Annotated in this window: 15 protein-coding genes; 2 read left to right on the top strand and 13 right to left on the bottom strand. The window is 68.0% G+C overall.

Annotated features, from left to right (window positions below):
• Positions 1–64: 64 nt before the first annotated feature.
• The 8 genes from ASD66_RS12780 to metH all read right to left on the bottom strand — a co-directional run bounded on the left by ASD66_RS12780 (position 65) and on the right by metH (position 11,700).
• Positions 65–1,366 carry an ABC transporter ATP-binding protein gene (locus tag ASD66_RS12780; protein WP_056891128.1) on the bottom strand — a complete coding sequence of 434 codons (1,302 nt, stop codon included), beginning with the start codon at positions 1,364–1,366 and terminating at the stop codon, positions 65–67.
• A complete protein-coding gene (locus tag ASD66_RS12775) occupies positions 1,350–2,420 on the bottom strand; it encodes an ABC transporter ATP-binding protein (RefSeq protein WP_056891127.1) in 1,071 nt (356 codons plus the stop codon). Before ASD66_RS12775 ends, ASD66_RS12780 begins: the two co-directional genes overlap by 17 nt.
• A complete protein-coding gene (locus ASD66_RS12770) occupies positions 2,417–3,349 on the bottom strand; it encodes an ABC transporter permease (protein ID WP_056678182.1) in 933 nt (310 codons plus the stop codon). Before ASD66_RS12770 ends, ASD66_RS12775 begins: the two co-directional genes overlap by 4 nt.
• Entirely contained in the window at positions 3,349–4,368 is a 1,020-nt protein-coding gene (locus ASD66_RS12765) for an ABC transporter permease (protein WP_056678178.1), read from the bottom strand. Before ASD66_RS12765 ends, ASD66_RS12770 begins: the two co-directional genes overlap by 1 nt.
• 75 nt (positions 4,369–4,443) lie before the next feature.
• Positions 4,444–6,096, bottom strand: coding sequence for an ABC transporter substrate-binding protein (locus ASD66_RS12760; protein ID WP_056891126.1), 1,653 nt, complete (start codon positions 6,094–6,096; stop codon positions 4,444–4,446).
• A gap of 161 nt (positions 6,097–6,257) precedes the next feature.
• Entirely contained in the window at positions 6,258–6,887 is a 630-nt protein-coding gene (locus ASD66_RS12755) for an HAD family hydrolase (RefSeq protein WP_268788523.1), read from the bottom strand.
• A 146-nt stretch (positions 6,888–7,033) separates the two neighbouring features.
• Positions 7,034–7,972, bottom strand: coding sequence for an alcohol dehydrogenase catalytic domain-containing protein (locus ASD66_RS12750; protein WP_056891124.1), 939 nt, complete (start codon positions 7,970–7,972; stop codon positions 7,034–7,036).
• Positions 7,973–8,067: 95 nt separating this feature from the next.
• Positions 8,068–11,700 (bottom strand): methionine synthase, encoded by a 3,633-nt coding sequence (gene metH / locus ASD66_RS12745; RefSeq protein ID WP_414858578.1) that lies wholly within the window; start codon positions 11,698–11,700, stop codon positions 8,068–8,070.
• Between the two features lie 245 nt (positions 11,701–11,945).
• Here metH and ASD66_RS12740 point away from each other — a divergent pair, with 245 nt between their 5' ends.
• Complete coding sequence (locus ASD66_RS12740; RefSeq protein ID WP_056679393.1) at positions 11,946–12,791, top strand: PAC2 family protein; 846 nt, start codon at positions 11,946–11,948, stop codon at positions 12,789–12,791.
• Positions 12,792–12,797: 6 nt separating this feature from the next.
• Here the strand turns inward: ASD66_RS12740 and mshC are convergent, their stop codons facing one another.
• The 4 genes from mshC to ASD66_RS12720 are packed head-to-tail and all read right to left on the bottom strand — an operon-like array spanning position 12,798 to position 16,105.
• Positions 12,798–14,024, bottom strand: a complete 1,227-nt coding sequence (gene mshC, locus ASD66_RS12735) for a cysteine--1-D-myo-inosityl 2-amino-2-deoxy-alpha-D-glucopyranoside ligase (protein ID WP_056678168.1) — start codon at positions 14,022–14,024, stop codon at positions 12,798–12,800.
• Positions 14,025–14,047: 23 nt separating this feature from the next.
• Positions 14,048–14,818: an SCO1664 family protein gene (locus tag ASD66_RS12730; protein WP_235530074.1), complete on the bottom strand. Its 771-nt coding sequence runs from the start codon at positions 14,816–14,818 to the stop codon at positions 14,048–14,050.
• A complete protein-coding gene (locus tag ASD66_RS12725; protein ID WP_056678166.1) occupies positions 14,815–15,393 on the bottom strand; it encodes a DUF3090 domain-containing protein in 579 nt (192 codons plus the stop codon). The genes ASD66_RS12730 and ASD66_RS12725 overlap by 4 nt, the downstream gene beginning before the upstream one ends.
• Before the next feature lie 10 nt (positions 15,394–15,403).
• Positions 15,404–16,105 carry a histidine phosphatase family protein gene (locus ASD66_RS12720; RefSeq protein WP_056891123.1) on the bottom strand — a complete coding sequence of 234 codons (702 nt, stop codon included), beginning with the start codon at positions 16,103–16,105 and terminating at the stop codon, positions 15,404–15,406.
• Between the two features lie 49 nt (positions 16,106–16,154).
• On the opposite strand from ASD66_RS12720, the gene corA reads away from it, so the two are divergent.
• Positions 16,155–17,135, top strand: a complete 981-nt coding sequence (corA, locus tag ASD66_RS12715; RefSeq protein ID WP_056891122.1) for a magnesium/cobalt transporter CorA — start codon at positions 16,155–16,157, stop codon at positions 17,133–17,135.
• 156 nt (positions 17,136–17,291) lie between these two features.
• On the opposite strand, the gene ASD66_RS12710 is transcribed toward corA, so the two are convergent.
• A complete protein-coding gene (locus ASD66_RS12710) occupies positions 17,292–17,570 on the bottom strand; it encodes a GIY-YIG nuclease family protein (RefSeq protein ID WP_056891121.1) in 279 nt (92 codons plus the stop codon).
• Positions 17,571–17,616 lie beyond the last annotated feature (46 nt).

Raw genomic sequence — 17,616 nt, 5'->3', positions numbered from 1 at the left:
GTCAACCAGAACTCACGACGGGTCAACCAGAACTCACGACAGGTCAACCAGAACTGGCGACAGGTCAGCTCTCGCGGGGGTAGAGCACGCACGCCACCTCGGCACCGCCGGCCGGCCGCAGGGTCGGGTCCTCCGCCTCGTGGAACACGATCTCGACGCCGTCCGGTGTCGCGGACATCGAGTCGACGCCCTTCCACATGGGCTCGTCGGGATTCTCGCTCCTGATCCCCTCCAGCAGGGCGAGCGCCTCGCCGGCGTTGCCCTTGCCCAGGGTGACGCGTTGCGAGGGTGAGTCCAGGGCGTCCAGCTTCCCGAGCAGCTTGCGCTCCTTGGCGTACGCCGTCGCGTCGCCCTTGCGCACCCAGTGCTCCTCGAGGGCCACCTTGAGGTCGCGGGACTCCCACCCGCAGGTGGCGACGGCCACCGGACAGCGCGGGTGGAACGAGCAGCCGAGCGGCGGCTGGGCGGCGTCCGGGATCTCACCACGGGGCAGGTCACGGGGCACCGCGAGCTCGGGGTCGGGCTCGGGGATCGCCTTGAGCAGCGCCTTGGTGTAGGGGTGACGCGGGTTGGCGAAGATCTCCTCGGTCGTGCCCATCTCGACGATGCGGCCGAGGTACATGATCGCGATGCGGTCACAGAAGAACTTCGCGCTGGCCAGGTCGTGGGTGATGTAGACGTAGGTCAGCCCGAGGTCGTCCTTGAGGTCGATCATCAGCTGGAGGATCTTGGCGCGCACGCTCATGTCGAGCATCGACACCGGCTCGTCGGCGACCAGCACCTGTGGTTCCATGATGATCGAACGGGCGATCACCGCGCGCTGCTTCTGGCCGCCCGAGAGGTCGGAGGGGTACTTGCTCATGAACTGCTCGGCCGGGCTGAGCCCCACGCGCTCGAGGGTGTCGGCCACCTTCTTGCGCAGCTCCTCCCCCTTCGCACCCTCGTGGATGACCAGGGGGTGCCCGACAGCGGTCTCGATGGTCATCGTCGGGTTCAACGCCGCGTGCGGGTCCTGGAAGACCATCTGCACGTCGGTGCGCAGGTGACGGAGCTCGGCCTTGCCCATGTGGGAGACGCGTCGGGTGCCGCGCGCGACGTCCTGGTAGGTGATCACGCCGTCGGTGGCCGGTGCCATGCCGAGCAGGGCCCGACCCAGGGTGGTCTTGCCGCTTCCCGACTCGCCGACGAGACCGATGACCTCGCCCTTGTGCAGGGTGAAGTCGACGCCGTCGACCGCCTTGACGGTCTTGGTGCCCCACCCGAACAGGCGACCGAGCACACCACCGCCCAGCTGGAAGTGCACGGAGAGGTCGTCGACGTCCATGATCTGGTCGCCGACCTGGAGGGGTTCAGGCTTCGTCTGCAACGGAGATCTCCTCGCGGATCAGGGGTGCCCGGTCGGCGTCGGTCAGCCCGTGGTGGGTGCCGGCCGTGATCTCGGCGTCCCAACACTGGGTGGTGGTCCCGTCGGCCGTGGTCAGCACGCGGGGCTCGCGCTCTGCGCAGACCGCCATCGCCAAGGGGCAGCGGGGGTGGAACTTGCAGCCCGACGGCGGATCGATCAGGTTCGGCGGAGCACCGGGGATGAACTCCAGGCCGGTGGTGCGCAACGAGATCGTCGAACGCAGCAGCTCGCGCGTGTAGGGATGCTTGGGACGCGAGAAGACCTCGCTGGCATCACCGATCTCCACGATCTCGCCGGCGTACATCACCGCCACCCGGTCGCAGGCCTCGGCGACGATGCCGAGGTTGTGGGTGATCAGCAGCAGCGAGGTGTCGAACTCGCGACGCAGGTCGTGGAGGATGCGGATGATCTGCGCCTCGACGAGGACGTCGAGGGCAGTGGTCGGCTCGTCGGCGACCACGAAGGCCGGCTTGAGCACCAGGGCCAGGGCGATCATCAGACGCTGCCGCATGCCGCCGGAGAACTCGTGCGGATAGGCCGTGTAGCGGGTCGGGGGAATGCCCATCATCCGCAGCACCTCGAGCGAGCGCCGTTCGACCTCCTTCTTCGAGATGCGCTTCTCGTGCGTCTTGAGCGTCTCCTCGAAGTGCTCCGAGATGCGCATCAACGGATTCAGTCGGGTCAGCGGCTCCTGGAAGATCATGCCGAGGTCCTTGCCACGCATCTTGTGCAGCTTGCGCTTCTTCAGACCCACGATGTCCTTGCCCTGGAACAGCAGCTCGCCGTCCATCTTGGCGCCCTCGGGCAGCAGGCCGATGAGCCCGCGTCCGAGGGTGGACTTGCCGCAGCCGGACTCCCCGACGAGGCCGAGGATCTCGCCCTTGCGGAGCGTGAAGTTCACCCCGTCGACCGCACGCACCGGGCCCGCGGCCGCGCCGTACCAGACCCTCAGGTTGCGGGCCTCGAGGACGTTGTCGGTGGTCGGTGCGGCCGCTGGCCGCGTCACCGCGCTCATTTCGCGATCTCCTTCGGAGTGTGGGGCGGCATGACCACCTTGGTGATCCGGCGCTTGCGCAGGCTCGGGTTGATGGTCTCGTTGAGACCCTCGCCGAGCAGGGTGAGGCCGGTGATCAGCAGCACGATGGCGATGCCCGGGAAGAAGCTCTGCCACCACATGCCCGAGGTGGCCTCGTCCATGGCTCGCTGCAGGTCGTAGCCCCACTCGGCAGCCTCGCCCGGCTCGATGCCGTAGCCGAGGAAGCCGAGTCCGGCCAGGGTGCCGATCGCGTCGGCCGCGTTGAGGGTGGCGATGACCGGGACCGACTGGATGACGTTGCCGAAGAGGTACTTGCTCATGATCGTGCGGTCCTTCGCGCCGATCGCGCGCGCCGCTTCGACGTACGTCGCCTCGCGTGCCGAGACCGTCGTGTTGCGTACGACGCGGAAGTACTGAGGGATGTAGATCACCGTCAGGCTCAGTGCCGCCGGCATGATGCCGCCGCCCAGCTTGTCCTGGAGCAGGAACGAGAAGATCAGGGCCAGCAGCAGCGACGGGAACGAGTACATCGCGTCCATGACGAAGACCAGCAGGCGGTCGACCCAGCCACCGAGGTAGCCGGAGACGAGTCCGAGCGGGACACCGATCAGCAGCGAGAACAGCAGGGAGAACAGCACCACCTGGACGGCCGTGCGGGCACCCCAGATGGTGCGACTGAAGATGTCGTTGTAGGCGTCGTTGGTGCCGAACCAGTGGGTGCCGGAGGGCGCCTGGTTGTCGGCGATCTCCTTGCCGTTCATCATCGAGTCGTTGAACCCGGTGGGCGCGACCAACGGAGCGAACACGGCCAGGAACAGGAAGATCGCCGTCATCATCAGGCCGACGATGAGCAGCCAGCGGGCCATGCCGGTGGTGTTGCGGAACGGACTCGTGAGGCGGGTGAGCATCAGTACCTCACTCTCGGGTCGATGATGGCGTTGATGATGTCCACGAGCAGGCTGACCAGCACGACCATGATCGCGATGAAGGTCACGATGCCCTGGATGGCGCCGTAGTCACGCTGGCCCATGAACTTGATCAGCTCGTTGCCGATCCCCGGCCAGCCGAACGTGGTCTCGGTCAGGACTGCGCCGGAGAGCGTGAGGGCCACCTGCAGGCCGATCACCGTGATGACCGGCACCAGGGCGTTGCGGAACGCGTGGTGGCGCACGACCTTGCTCTCGGCGATGCCGCGGGCCCGGGCGGCCTCGACGTAGTCGCCCTTCAGCGTCTGCAGCACGTTGACCCGCACCAGCCTGATGAACACACCCGAGAGCAGCAGCCCCAGGGTGAAGCAGGGCAGGGCGTGGTGGATGAGGACGTCGACCACGGCCACCAGGTTGCCGTCGAGGATCGAGTCGAACAGCAGCACGTGGGTGACCGTGGGCACTTCTCGCAGCGTGCTGGGGTTCGCGATCTGGCTGGTCGGCCAACCGGTCGGCGCGACCACGAGGATCAGCATCATGCCCATCCAGAAGACGGGGGCGGCGTAGGTGAAGATGCCGAAGATGCGGATGAAGACGTCGAAGGCCGAGTCACGCATGCGCCCGGCGAGCAGCCCGAGCGGGATGCCGATGAGGAGCGCGATGGCGAACGCCCCGATGGACAGCGTCAGGGTGGCGCCGCCCTTGTCGATGATGACGTCCAGGACGTCCTTGTTCCCCCGGAAGGTGTGCCCGAAGTCGAAGCGGAGCAGCGAGCCGAAGTAGTCGAGATACTGCTTCCAGAGGGGCTCGTTGAGGCCGAGCTTCTCGCGCCGGGCCTCCTTGTCCTCCTCGGTGATCTTGTCACCGAAGGCCGCGGAGATCGGGTCTCCGGGCACCACCCGGAGGAGGAAGAAGACCATCGTGGTCAGGAACCAGATCATCGGCAACATCAACAGCAGCCGTTGAACTATGTATCGGGGCAGGGAACCGCCGGCGGTCATGGACCTACTTTCTGTTTGCTGTGACGCACCGACGGGGAGGACACCGGCGTTGCGGTGTCCTCCCCGTCAGGCGTGTTACTCGCTGGCGCTGGGGCTCTCGGACGCTTCGGAGCTCTCGTCGCCCGGTGCCTTCACCATCCACAGTCGGAAGATGTAGGTCGGGTCGAGCGTCTCCTTCACGCCGGTGACTCCCTTCTTGGCAACGGCGACGTTCTTGCCGTTCCAGCTCGGGATCAGCGGGACGTCTTCAGCCGTGACGTCCTGGAGCTGCCCGATGATGTCGTCACGCGCACCCTCGTCGGTCTCCGCGAGCTCCTGCGACAGGAGGTCGTTGACCTCGTCGCTCTGGTAGTTGTTCGCGAAGAACCCACCGTCACGCAGGAACGGCGTGAGGTAGTTGTCGGCGTCCAGGATGTCGGGGTACCAACCGAGGATGAACAGGTCGTACGCGTTCTGCTTGTAGAGGGTCTGGTACTCCTCCCACGGGTCCGACTGCAGGGTGACGTCGAACAGGCCGTCGGCCTCGAGCTGCTTCTCCAGCTCCTGGGCCTCGTCGACCGTGTTCGGACCGTAGTGGTCGGGGTTCCAGCCCACGGTGATCTTGACCGGGGTCTTCACGCCGGCCTCGTCGAGGATCGTCTTGGCGGCCGCGGGGTCCGGGTCGCCGTACTTCTCCTCGAAGGAGTCCTTCTGGCCACCGAAGCCGGGCGGCACGATGGAGTACGCCGGCTCCACGGTGCCGTCGTAGGCACGCTCGGAGATGCGGTCGCGGTCGATGATCTGGGCCGCGGCCTGACGGACGGCCTGGTCCTTGCCGACCTTGGTGCCGAACTGCCAGACCCAGTAGCGGAACTCAGAACCGCTGCCGGTGATCACGTCGACCTTGTCGTTGGAGCCGAGGTCGGTGAGCTCCTGCGGGCTGAGCGTGCGCCAGGCGACGTCGACCTTGTCGTTCTCGATCGCGGTCTTGAGGTTCGCGGAGGTGCCGTAGCTGGTGATGTAGATGGTCTTCGAGGCCGGCGCCTTGGTGCCCTCGTAGCTCTTGTTGGCCGCGAGGACCGTGAGCTCGTCCTTCTTGTAGGTGTCGAGGGTGTAGGGACCGGAGCCGATCACCTTGTCGTCGGCGAGCTTCTCGTCGGCCGGGAAGGTCTCCTCGTCGACGATCGACGTGGTGGCCGTGGTGAGCACCTTCAGGAAGGTGGAGTCCGCAGCGTTGAGGTGGAAGACCACCGTCTGGTCGTCGGGCGTCTCAATGGCACCGTCGGCAAGGCCGGGGTTCTTGGCATCGCCGTTGGAGATCGAACCGAGCAGGACCGAGGAGCCGTTGGGGTCGGCGATCTCGACGTTGCGCTTCATCGAGAACAGCACGTCGGACGAGGTGAGCTCGTTGCCGTTGGAGAACTTCAGGCCCTCCTTGAGCTTGCACTCGACGGTCTTCGGGTCCTTGGCCTCGCAGTGGGCTGCGTCGTCCTCGGGCTGGTCGCCGTTCGGGGGAATCGACATCAGCTGCTGGAAGATGGAGTACTGCATGTTCCACGAACCGAAGTCGTAGGAGCCGGCCGGGTCCATCGCGGTGACCACCTCGGTGGTGCCCAGGCGCAGTTCACCCTCTGCAGGCTTGTTCTCGATCGACTTCTCGGCGGCGTCCTTGACGGCCCCGCAGGCCGACATGGACGCGGCAAGCAGCGCCGCTGATGCCAGCGAGATCAGTTTGGTCTTGCGGTTCAAAGTGTCACCTCTGGTGGTCGGACACCCGGCGACGTACCGGGGTCGATGCCCGGCAACCTACTCTGATCGTTGTGACCGGCGCCACCGTGGCCCGGGCGTGAAAGGGTCGCAATCCCGCAACGATTTCGTGACGGCCCGCATCCGGGCGGAGATCTTGCGGCTCAGCGCAGGTGGCGCAGGTCCTCGGCACGCATGCCGGCCAGCGAATTCCGGAAGATGCGCCGCTCCCCCTCGAGCACCGGCACGTGGTTCGGTACGACGAGCACGGTGCACCCGGCCGCCACGGCGGAGCGGACCCCGGTGTTGGAATCCTCGATCGCCAGGACCTCACCGGGCTCGACCCCGAGCAGCGCCGCACCCTTCAGATAGGGCTCCGGGTGCGGCTTGCCCCGCGAGACCGTGTCGCCGGTGACCACGACGTCGAACGTGTCCGGCGGCAGGGCAGCCAGGATCGGGGCCACGAACCGGCGGTAGCTCATCGTCACCAGCCCGCAGGGCACACCCTCGGCCCTCAGGTCGGCGAGCAGCTCCACGGCACCCGGGCACCACGGCACCTGCTGCTCGACCGCGGCCACCACGCCGTCGAGGAGCTCCTCGACGATCTGTGAGGGCTCGACGTCGATCCCCATGTGCTCACGGATGTAGCGCCCGGACTCGATCAGGTCGTTGCCGACCAGGCTCAGGGCGTGCTCGTCGCTCCACGTGCCGCCGTACTTCGCGGCGAGCTCGTACTCGGTCGAGATCCAGTACGGCTCGGTGTCGACCAGGGTGCCGTCCATGTCCCAGAGCACTGCCGCCGGCCGCCACACATCGCCATCGAGGGGGTGACCTGCCGGTTCGGACGACGATGCGGTGTTCAGGATCCCTCCAAGGCGCTGCGTGCAACGTTGCGACGGCCCACCCTAGGGCGAAGGGAGCTCGGGTCCAACCACGAAGCTCAGTCGCGGACCGCGACCAGGCGTCCCTGGTTCGCCTCGCCCCGCCGGAAGCGGTCGATGGAGTCGCCGATGCTCTCGAAGCTGACGAGCTCGACCTCTGAGCTCACGGTGCCTGCGGCCAACAGGTCGAGCACCTCGACCAGTTCCTCGTGGGTGCCACCGAGGGAGCCGAGGAGGTCGACCTGCTTGCCGACGATCGCAGTGGTCGAGATGTCAGCACGCTGGACACCGACACCGACCTGGACCACTGTGCCGCGGTCGCCGACGGTCACGAGCGCGTCGTCGGTCGTGGTCCCGAAGCCCGCGTAGTCGACGATCACTTCGAGGTCCCGGTCGGCGAACTCGCGGATGCTCTCGGCGACACCGACCGCGCCGAGGCCGGCCAGCCGGTCCCAGATGGTCCGGTTCGTCTCGGCGACGTACACCTCGGCACCGAGGGCATGCGCGAACTGGAGCGCGAGGCTGCCGAGACCTCCGGCGCCGATGATTCCCAGTCTCGTGCCGGCCCTGACACCCCCGCGCCTGAGGGAGTGGTACGACGTCACACCCGCGTCCGTCGCCGGGGCTGCCTGCTCCCACGGGATGCCGTCAGGCAGGGCCATGACCTGGTGGTCGCGGGCCCTGACCTGCTCGGCGAAGCCACCATCGATGCCGGTGCCGGGCCCCGAGACGCTGGCAGGGATGACGACCTTCTGGCCGACCTGGAAACCGGTGACGTCGCTGCCCACCTCGGAGATGACGCCGGCGATCTCGTGGCCGAGGGTGATCGGCATGGCACCCAGCGCGTGGGTCAGGGATCCGTCGAGGTACCCGACATCGGTGTGACAGATGCCAGCCGCCCTCACGTCGACGATGATGTCGCTCGGGCCGGCTTCGGGCTCTGGCACGTCGACGAGCCGCAGTGGCACATGGGCAGCGAAGAGGCGCCACGCCTTCATCGCCGTTCACCCCGGTCCTTGTTCACCGCGCCAACGTAGGCGCCGATTCCGGCTGCGCTCCCTCCCGATCTCGGTGATCAGGACGGCGAGGCTGCTCAGTCCTCGGGCTCGTAGGCCAGGTTCGAGGAGAGCCAGCGCTCGGCCTCGGCCTGGGTCCACCCCTTGCGCCTGGCGTAGTCGAGGACCTGGTCGCGCTGGAGCCGGCCGACCACGAAGTACTGCGCCTGCGGGTGCGAGAAGTACCACCCTGACACGGCGGCTCCGGGCCACATGGCCATGCTCTCGGTCAGCTCGATGCCGGTGTTGGCGGTGACGTCGAGGAGCTCCCACAGCGTCTGCTTCTCGGTGTGCTCGGGGCAGGCCGGGTAGCCCGGTGCGGGACGGATGCCGTGGTACTTCTCGGCGATGAGGTCCTCGTTGGAGAGGGTCTCCCCCGCGTCGTGCCCCCAGAACTCGGTGCGCACGCGCTGGTGCAGGCGCTCGGCGAACGCCTCGGCGAGCCGGTCGGCCAGGGCCTCCAGCATGATCGCCGAGTAGTCGTCGAGGTCTTCCTTGAACTTCATGATCCGCTCGGTGGAACCGAGGCCGGCGGTGACCGCGAACGCGCCGACGTGGTCGGCCAGTCCGGTCTCCTTGGGAGCCACGTAGTCGCCGAGCGACCGGTTGGGCACGCCGGCGCGGTGTTCGCCCTGCTGGCGCAGGTTGCGCAGCACGGCTTGTACGTCGGCGCGGGTGTCGTCGGCGTACACCTCGATGTCGTCACCGACAGCGTTGGCCGGGAAGAGCCCGAACACCGCGTTGGCGGTGAGCCAGCGCTCCTCGATGACCTGGTCGAGCATCTTCTGGGCGTCGTCGTAGAGCTTGCGCGCCTCTTCGCCGGTGCTGGGGCTGTTGAGGATGTCGGGGAACTTGCCCTTCATCTCCCAGGCGTTGAAGAACGGCTGCCAGTCGATGTAGTCGCGCAGCTCGCCGAGGTCGTACTCGGAGAGCACGTGGATGCCGGGCTCGTTCGGGAGAGGCGGCACGTAGCCGTCCCACTCGATCGGCGTGCGGTTCGCGCGCGCCTTCTCGAGAGATACCGTCGGTCGCTCCTGCTTGGCCGCGTGGCGGGTGCGCAGGGCGTCGTAGTCGTCCTTGATGTCGGCCATCAGCTTGGGGCGCTGGGCGTCGCTCAACAGCGCTGCTGCGGTCGGCACCGACCGTGAGGCGTCCTTGACCCAGACCACCGGGCCGTCGTACTGCCGGTCGACCTTCACCGCGGTGTGCGCGCGGGAGGTGGTGGCGCCGCCGATCAACAGCGGGATGGTGAACTCCTGCCGCTTCATCTCCGCGGCCACGTTGACCATCTCGTCGAGCGAGGGCGTGATCAGGCCGGAGAGCCCGATGATGTCGGCGTTGACCTCACGGGCCTTGTCGAGGATCTTCTGGGCAGGAACCATCACGCCCATGTCGATGACCTCGTAGTTGTTGCACTGGAGAACCACACCGACGATGTTCTTGCCGATGTCGTGCACGTCGCCCTTCACGGTCGCCATCACGATGGTGCCGTTGGTGCGGTCGACGTCGCCGGGCTGCTTCTCCGCCTCGATGAACGGGATCAGGTAGGCGACGGCCTTCTTCATCACGCGGGCGCTCTTGACCACCTGGGGCAGGAACATCTTGCCGGCCCCGAACAGGTCGCCGACCACGTTCATCCCGGCCATCAACGGGCCCTCGATGACCTCGATGGGGCGGCCGCCACGCTCGGAGATCAGGGCACGGAGCTCTTCGGTGTCCTCCTCGACGAACGCGTCGAGGCCCTTCACCAGGGCGTGGGTGATGCGCTCGTCGACGGGCAGCTCGCGCCACTCCTCGGTCTTGGCCTCGGCGGCCTCGCCGTTGCCCTTGTGGGCCTCCGCGATCTCGAGCAGCCGCTCGGCGGCGTCGGGCCGCCGGTTGAGCACGACATCCTCGATGCGCTCACGCAGCTCGACGTCGATCTCGTCGTAGACCACCAGGGCGCCAGCATTGACGATGCCCATGCTCAGGCCGGCCCTGATCGCGTGGTACAGGAAGACCGCGTGGATCGCCTCGCGTACCGGGTTGTTGCCGCGGAACGAGAACGACGCGTTCGAGATGCCGCCGGAGATCTGGGCGCCGGGCAGGTTCTGCTTGATCCAGCGGGTGGCCTCGATGAAGTCGACGCCGTAGTTGGCGTGCTCCTCGATCCCGGTCGCGAGCGCGAAGCAGTTCGGGTCGAAGATGATGTCCTCGGCCGGGAACCCGACCTCTTCGACCAGGATCTTGTAGGCGCGGGCACAGATCTCGATGCGTCGCTCGAGGTTGTCGGCCTGGCCGTCCTCGTCGAAGGCCATCACGACCACGGCGGCGCCGTACTTGCGGCACAACCGGGCCTCGGCGCGGAACTTCTCCTCGCCCTCCTTCATGGAGATCGAGTTGACGATCGGCTTGCCCTGCACGCACTTGAGGCCGGCCTCGATGACCTCCCACTTGGAGGAGTCGATCATGATCGGCACCCGGCTGATGTCGGGCTCGGTGGCGACCAGCTTGAGGAAGCGGTCCATCGCGGCGACGCCGTCGATCATGCCCTCGTCCATGTTGACGTCGATGACCTGCGCGCCGTTCTCGACCTGCTGCGCAGCGACCGCGAGGGCGGCGTCGTAGTTGCCGTCCTTGATCAGGTTGCGGAAGCGGGCCGACCCGGTGATGTTGGTGCGCTCCCCGACGTTGACGAACAGCGAGCTCTCGTCGATCGTCAGCGGCTCGAGACCGGACAGGCGCATGGCGGAGGCCACCTCGACCTGCGCGCGGACCGGCTTGTCGGCCACGGCGCCGGCGATCGCGGCGATGTGGTCGGGGGTGGTGCCACAGCAACCGCCGACCAGGTTCACGAGTCCGCTCGCGGCGAACTCCTCGATCACCGCTGCGGTCTCGTCGGGCGACTCGTCGTACTCACCGAAGGCGTTGGGGAGCCCGGCGTTGGGGTAGCAGGAGACGAAGGTGTCGGCGAGACGGCTCATCTCGGCGATGTAGGGGCGCATCTCCTTGGCCCCGAGCGCGCAGTTGAGGCCGACGGCCAGGGGCTGCGCGTGGCGCACGGAGTTCCAGAACGCCTCGGTCACCTGACCGGACAGCGTGCGGCCGGAGGCGTCGGTGATGGTGCCGGAGATGATCATCGGCCAGCGGCGACCGTGCTCCTCGAACACGGTCTCGACCGCGAAGATCGCCGCCTTCGCGTTGAGGGTGTCGAAGATCGTCTCGATGAAGATCAGGTCCGCGCCGCCGTCGAGCAGCCCGCGGGTCGCATCGCGGTACGCCGCGACGAGCTGGTCGTAGCTGACGTTGCGGGCACCCGGGTCGTTGACGTCGGGCGAGATGGACGCCGTACGCGTGGTCGGGCCGAGGGCCCCGGCGACGTAGCGCGGCTTGTCGGGGGTGGCCACCTCGTCGCAGATCTGACGGGCGAGGCGTGCGGCCTCGAAGTTCAGCTCGTAGGCAAGGTCTTCCATGCCGTAGTCGCCCAGGGAGACGGCGTTCGCGTTGAACGTGTTGGTCTCGAGGATGTCGGCGCCGGCCTCGAGGTACTCACGGTGGATCGCCGCGATGATGTCGGGCTGGGTCAGCGTGAGGAGGTCGTTGTTGCCCTGGAGGTCGATGTGCCAGTCGGCGAACCGCTCACCGCGGTAGCCGGCCTCGTCGGGTCGGTCGCGTTGGATCGCCGTGCCCATGGCCCCGTCGATGACGAGGATGCGCTCGCCAAGGGCCCGCGTGAGTTCCGCGGTCGCGTCTGGACGAAGGGCTGGGGACTCCGACACGAAGTTCCTCTCCGAGGTTGGGGACCTCTTCAGGGTAGGCAGGCCGTCCACGTTCCGGACGGGTTTCCCGCATGCTGACACCAATCCCCATCAACGAACGAATCCCTGCCGGGTCACGTGTGTCGCACCCGTCACAGTGCCTCATCTACGCTGGCCTGATGATCGAGATGGACGAAGTGCCCGAGCTGGTGGACCCCGTCGTCATCGCGGCCTTCGAGGGCTGGAACGACGCCGCCGACGCGGCCTCGTCCGTCGTCGACCACCTCATCGAGGTGTGGGACGCCCGGGTGGTCGCGTCGGTCGACCCCGAGGACTTCTACGACTTCCAGATGAACCGCCCGGTCGTGGGCACCGATGCCCGCGGGCACAGGTCGCTGACCTGGCCGAGCACGACCGTCTCGATCGCCTCTCCCCCTGGCCTCGACCGCGACGTGATCCTGATCCGCGGCATCGAGCCGAACATGCGGTGGCGCCAGTTCTGTGCCGAGCTGCTGGCCGCGTGCGACGAGCTCGGCGGCCAGATGGTGGTGACGCTCGGCGCCCTGCTGGCCGACACGCCGCACACCCGCCCGATTCCCGTGACCGGTACGGCGACCGAGCCCGACCTCGTCGATCGCCTTGACATCGAGCAGTCGACGTACGAAGGCCCGACCGGCATCGTCGGAGTCTTCCAGGACGCGTGCGTGCTCCTCGACATCCCTGCGGTCTCCTACTGGGCGGCGGTGCCGCACTACGTGGCCCAGCCGCCGTGCCCGAAGGCGACCCTTGCCCTGATCGGGCAGATCGAGGACCTGCTCGGCACCGGCATCCCGTTGCTCGACCTGCCCGAGGAGGCTCGGGCCTGGGAACGCGGGGTCGACGAGCTCGCCGAGGAGGAGGAGGAGATCGCCGACTACGTCCGCGCGCTCGAGGAGACTCGCGACACCGCTGACCTGCCCGAGGCCTCGGGTGAGGCGATCGCCCGCGAGTTCGAGCGCTACCTCAAGCGCCGCAACACCGACTAGGTCCCGTCAGAGCGCGAGGCCGAGGGAGGCGTCGAGGAGGGCGCGGATCGTCTCGGCGGCGTTCGGGTCGGTCGTGTCACCGGCTGCAGTGGTTGTGAACCACGTGTCGACCGCGGCCAGGGCCGTGGGGGCGTCGAGGTCGTTCGCCAGCGCCGCGAGCACGGCCTCGACGACCGGCTGCGCGGGAGCTCCGGCGCCGGCAGTGATCGTGTCGCGCCACGACGCCAGGGTGTCGACCGAGCTCCAGAGCTGCTCGTCGGTCCACTCCCAGTCGGAGCGGTAGTGCTGGCGGAGCAGGGTCAGCCGGATCGCCATCGGGTCGACCTCGCTCATCCGCAACGCGGACACGAAGACGAGGTTGCCCTTGGACTTCGACATCTTCTCGCCGTCGTAGGCCACCATGCCGGCGTGGGCGTAGGCCTTGGCAAACGCGTCGCCGCGTTCGGCGACCTGCACCTCGCCCGCCGACATCTCGTGGTGCGGGAAGATCAGGTCGCTGCCGCCGCCCTGGACATCGAAGCCGGTGCCGAGGTGCTTGAGGGCGATCGCGGCGCACTCGATGTGCCAGCCGGGGCGGCCGGGGCCGAACGGGCTGTCCCAGGCGGGTTCGCCGTCGCGCTCGCCGCGCCACACGACGCAGTCGAGGGGGTCCTTCTTGCCTTCGCGCTCGGGGTCGCCGCCACGTTCGCCGAAGATCGCCAGCATCTGGTCGCGGTCCCAACCCGAGACGTCGCCGAACGCCGGGTCGGCGGTCACGGAGAAGTAGAGGTCGGTGTCGACGGTGTAGACCGAGCCGGTGGCGCGCAGCTTCTCGACCAGGTCGATCACCAACGGGATCGACTCCACGGCACCGATGTAGTCGCGGGGCGGGAGCACCCGCAGCGCTTCCATGTCGTCACGGAACAACTGGGTCTCGCGCAGGGCGAGCTCTTCCCAGGCGACGCCGACCTTGGTGGCCCGCTCGAGCAGCGGGTCGTCGACGTCGGTCACGTTCTGCACGTAGTGCACGTCGTGGCCGGCCGCCCGCCACGCCCGGTTGAGCAGGTCGAAGGCAACGTACGTCGCGGCGTGGCCCATGTGCGTGGCGTCGTACGGCGTGATGCCGCAGACGTAGAGACGCGCGACGTCGGCCGGAGTGGTGGCGACCGGGCCACCGGAACTCGTGTCATGGATCGAGACCTGCGGGCCCCGAACGGGGAGGGAAGGAACCTGCGGGGCTGACCACGTCTGCATGGCGGCAGCCTAACCAACGACCTCTAGAACGCGGGCCACGGGATGGCCGGCCACTCCCCCGACGGCTCCGGCATCACGCCCGTCTCCAGCAGTGTGTGGCACCGCGCGACGAACGCGGCCAGCTCACGCGGGGTGACCAGGTCGCCCAGCCGCTTGTGCAGGTCGTCGTCGGCGGCCACCCGGCGTACGGCGTCTGACTCGTCGTCGGTGAGCGGAGTGCCGAGCCAACCCCAGAGCACGCTGCGCAGCTTGTTCTCGACGTGGAAGGAGACTCCGTGGTCGACGCCGTAGCGGTGGCCGTCGGTCATCGCGAGCACGTGACCGCCCTTGCGGTCGCCGTTGTTGACCAGCACGTCGAAGACGGCCATCCGGCGCAGGGCCGGGGAGTCCTCATGGACCAGGGCGACCGGTTCGTCCTCGGGACCGACGGCGTCGAACACGTGGAGGTACCCCTCCGGCAGCTCTCCCTCGGGCACCACGTCGACGGGTGCCTGGTCGGGGTCGGGCTCGGCCCAGGCCTGCACCATGCCGGGTCCGTGCGGGCCGTCGCGGAGCACGGTCGTCGGGACGACGTTCCAGTCGAGGGCCTGCGAGACGGCGTACGCCGCCACCTCGCGTTGCGCCAAGGTGCCGTCCGGGAAGTCCCACAGGGGCCGTTCGCCGGCGACCGGCTTGTAGACCACCTGGGTGCCGTCGACGATGCCGATGAAGGTGGCGTTGGAGGCAGGCATCACCCGGCCCAACAGCTCCAGGTCGCCGGTGGAGATCGCCGCCGGCGGGACCGGCTCGCTCACGGATTCCTTCTGCGGAACCCGTTGGCCCTCACGCACAGGTGGCCGTCGGGGTCGATCGGGCCACCGCAGAACGGGCAGTCCGGCCGGCCGGCCTCGATCACCTGGGCGGCGCGCTTGACGAACGCCCGGGCGGCTCCGGCCGTGATGCGCACCAGGAAGACCTCTTCGGGCTCCGGCTCGGTGAAGTCCTCGTCGACCTGCTCGGGGCTGACCACGGCCGCCTCGTTGAACGGGAACACCTCGATCACGATGCGTTCGACGTCGCTCTCCCACGACAGCGTCATGGTGCCGGCCCGGAACTCCTCCTCGATGGGCTGGTCGAGCGGCGCGGAGTCGTCGAGGTCGAGCGGCGCGACCGCCGGGATGACGTTCTGCGTCGTGGCGTTGGCCATCAGCTCGTCGAGCAGGTCGTCGATGCGGTCTGCGAGCACCGCCACCTGCTGCTTCTCCAGCGACACGCTGACGAGCTTGGCCCCGCGCCGGGCCTGGAGGAAGAACGTGCGGTCACCCGGCTCACCGACGGTGCCGGCGACGAACCGGTCGGGCGGGTCGAATTCGTGGATCACGGGAGCCATGGCGCCAACCCTATTCCGGTCCGGCGCCGCCGCCGACGACCGCATCGGTCCTGCGGCGTGAACGCTTCTTCCTCGCGGGTGCCAGCCAGCCGAGGTCGCCGTCGTGCGTGTTGGTGCCCAGCACGAACGGGCGGGTCGAGGTGTAGCGCACGATCGACAGCGACGCCGGGTCGACGTGCAGTCGCTGGAAGAGGTCGAGGTGCATGCCCAGTGCGTCGGCCAGCACCGACTTGATGATGTCCCCGTGGCTGACCGCCACCCACACGGCGTTCTCCCCGTGCTCGGCGGTGATCTCGGCGTCGAGGCGTCGTACGGCGGCCACGGAGCGTGCCATCATCGAGGTGAGCGACTCGCCGTTGGGGAAGACCGCGGCCGAGGGCTGCTGCTGCACCGTGGACCACAGTTTCTCCTTGGCCAGGTCCTTGATCTGGCGGCCGGTCCAGTCGCCGTAGTCGCACTCGACGATGCCCCGCTCGGTGCGCACGTCCGGCCCCCCGGGTTGGGCTGCCGCGATCCGGCGCGCCGTCTGTCGGCACCGCTCCAACGGGCTGCTGATGACCGCGGCCAGGGGCACTGCGGCGAGTCGGGTGGCCGCGCGTTCGGCCTGGGCCGTGCCGGTGTTGTCCAGTCGGACGCCACCCGAGCGCCCGGCCAGCACCCCGCTGGTGTTCGCCGAGCTTCTGCCGTGCCGGACCAGGATCACCGTTGCCATGCCCCGGACACTAGCCGGGAGATGCACAACCCGGCGTAGCCTCACACCCGTGATCGTCGACAACGCGCTCTACCGCAACGGAGTCAGGGTTCCCCTGGACTTCGACATCGCCGACCTCGCGTCCGTGCGGTCCCGCTGTTCCGGACCAGACAGCTTCGTGTGGGTGGGCCTGCTGGACCCGACCGAGGAAGAGCTCGTCGAGGTGGCCGAGGAGTTCGGCCTGCACAACCTCGCCGTCGAGGACGCCGTCAAGGCTCATCAGCGGCCCAAGCTCGAGAAGTACGACGACTCGCTCTTCATGGTGCTCAAGACGCTCTGGTACGTCGACGAGGAGGACGCCGTCGAGACCGGGGAGATCAACCTGTTCGTGGGCAGCGACTTCATCGTCTCGGTGCGCCACGGCGAGGGCTCCGAGCTGCACTCGTCGCGCTCCTACCTCGAGGGCAAGGCCGAGCTGCTCGTGCACGGGCCCACGGCCGTGGTGTACGCCGTGTGCGACCGGGTCGTCGACGGGTACGAACGGGTCGCGGCGAGCCTCGAGGAGGACGTCGACGAGGTCGAGGCGTCCGTGTTCGCCCCGGAGCGCACCGACGACTCCCCCAGGATCTACGTCCTCAAGCGCGAGCTGGCCGAGGTGCGCCGCGCCGTACTCCCCCTGCGAGACCCGGTACGCCGCGCGTCGACCGCGTCGGTCCCCGGGATGTCGGGCGAGGCGGCACCGTACTTCCGCGACGTCGGCGACCACCTGGCCCGGGTCGCGGAGACCGTGGACAACCTCGACTCGTTGCTCTCCTCTGCGTTCGAGGCGCAGCAGGCCCGCATCTCGGTCCAGCAGAACGAGGACATGCGCAAGATCTCGGCCGGCGTCGGCCTGGTCGCGGCACCCACCCTGGTCGGTGCGATCTACGGGATGAACTTCGACCACATGCCCGAGCTGCACTGGGCCTTCGGCTACCCGTTCGCGCTGTGCCTGATGGCGTTGAGCTCCCTTGTCGCCTTCATCTTCTTCAAGAAGTCCGGCTGGCTCTGACCGAGAGCGGAATCACTGGTCGACTGGTCTCGATACACCGGCTCGTTCCTCGCCGGCACTCGACCAACGAACCTGGCCCCGGTGGTCGAGTAGCGAGCGCGGAACTCTTCGGTGGTCGAGTAGCGAGCGCCAGCGAGCGTATCGAGACCCAGCAGCTCAGAACTTCTTGCGAGCCAAACCGGGCAGGTCTCCCCACCGCCCGTCAGCCAGCGCCTGGCGTTTCGAGCGGCTCCAGTTCTGGATCTGCTTCTCACGGGCGAACGCCAGCGCCACGTTCTCGAACTCCTCGTACCAAACGAGCTTCACGGGCAGTCGACGGCTGGTGTAGGCAGCGCCCTTGCCGACGTCGTGCTGCTCGAGACGCCTTTCGAGATTGCGCGTGCTTCCGACGTAGAAGGTGTTGTCGGAACAGAGCAGCGTGTAGGTGAAAGCCATGCCCCCAGCGTCCAAGTCTGGGAGTCGGTCTTCAACGGCCTTCACG

This window comes from Nocardioides sp. Root151, from assembly GCF_001427925.1.
Classification (GTDB): domain Bacteria; phylum Actinomycetota; class Actinomycetes; order Propionibacteriales; family Nocardioidaceae; genus Nocardioides.
The sequence above is the reverse complement of the archived record's forward strand: the minus strand, read 5'-3'. Positions and strand labels throughout refer to the sequence as shown.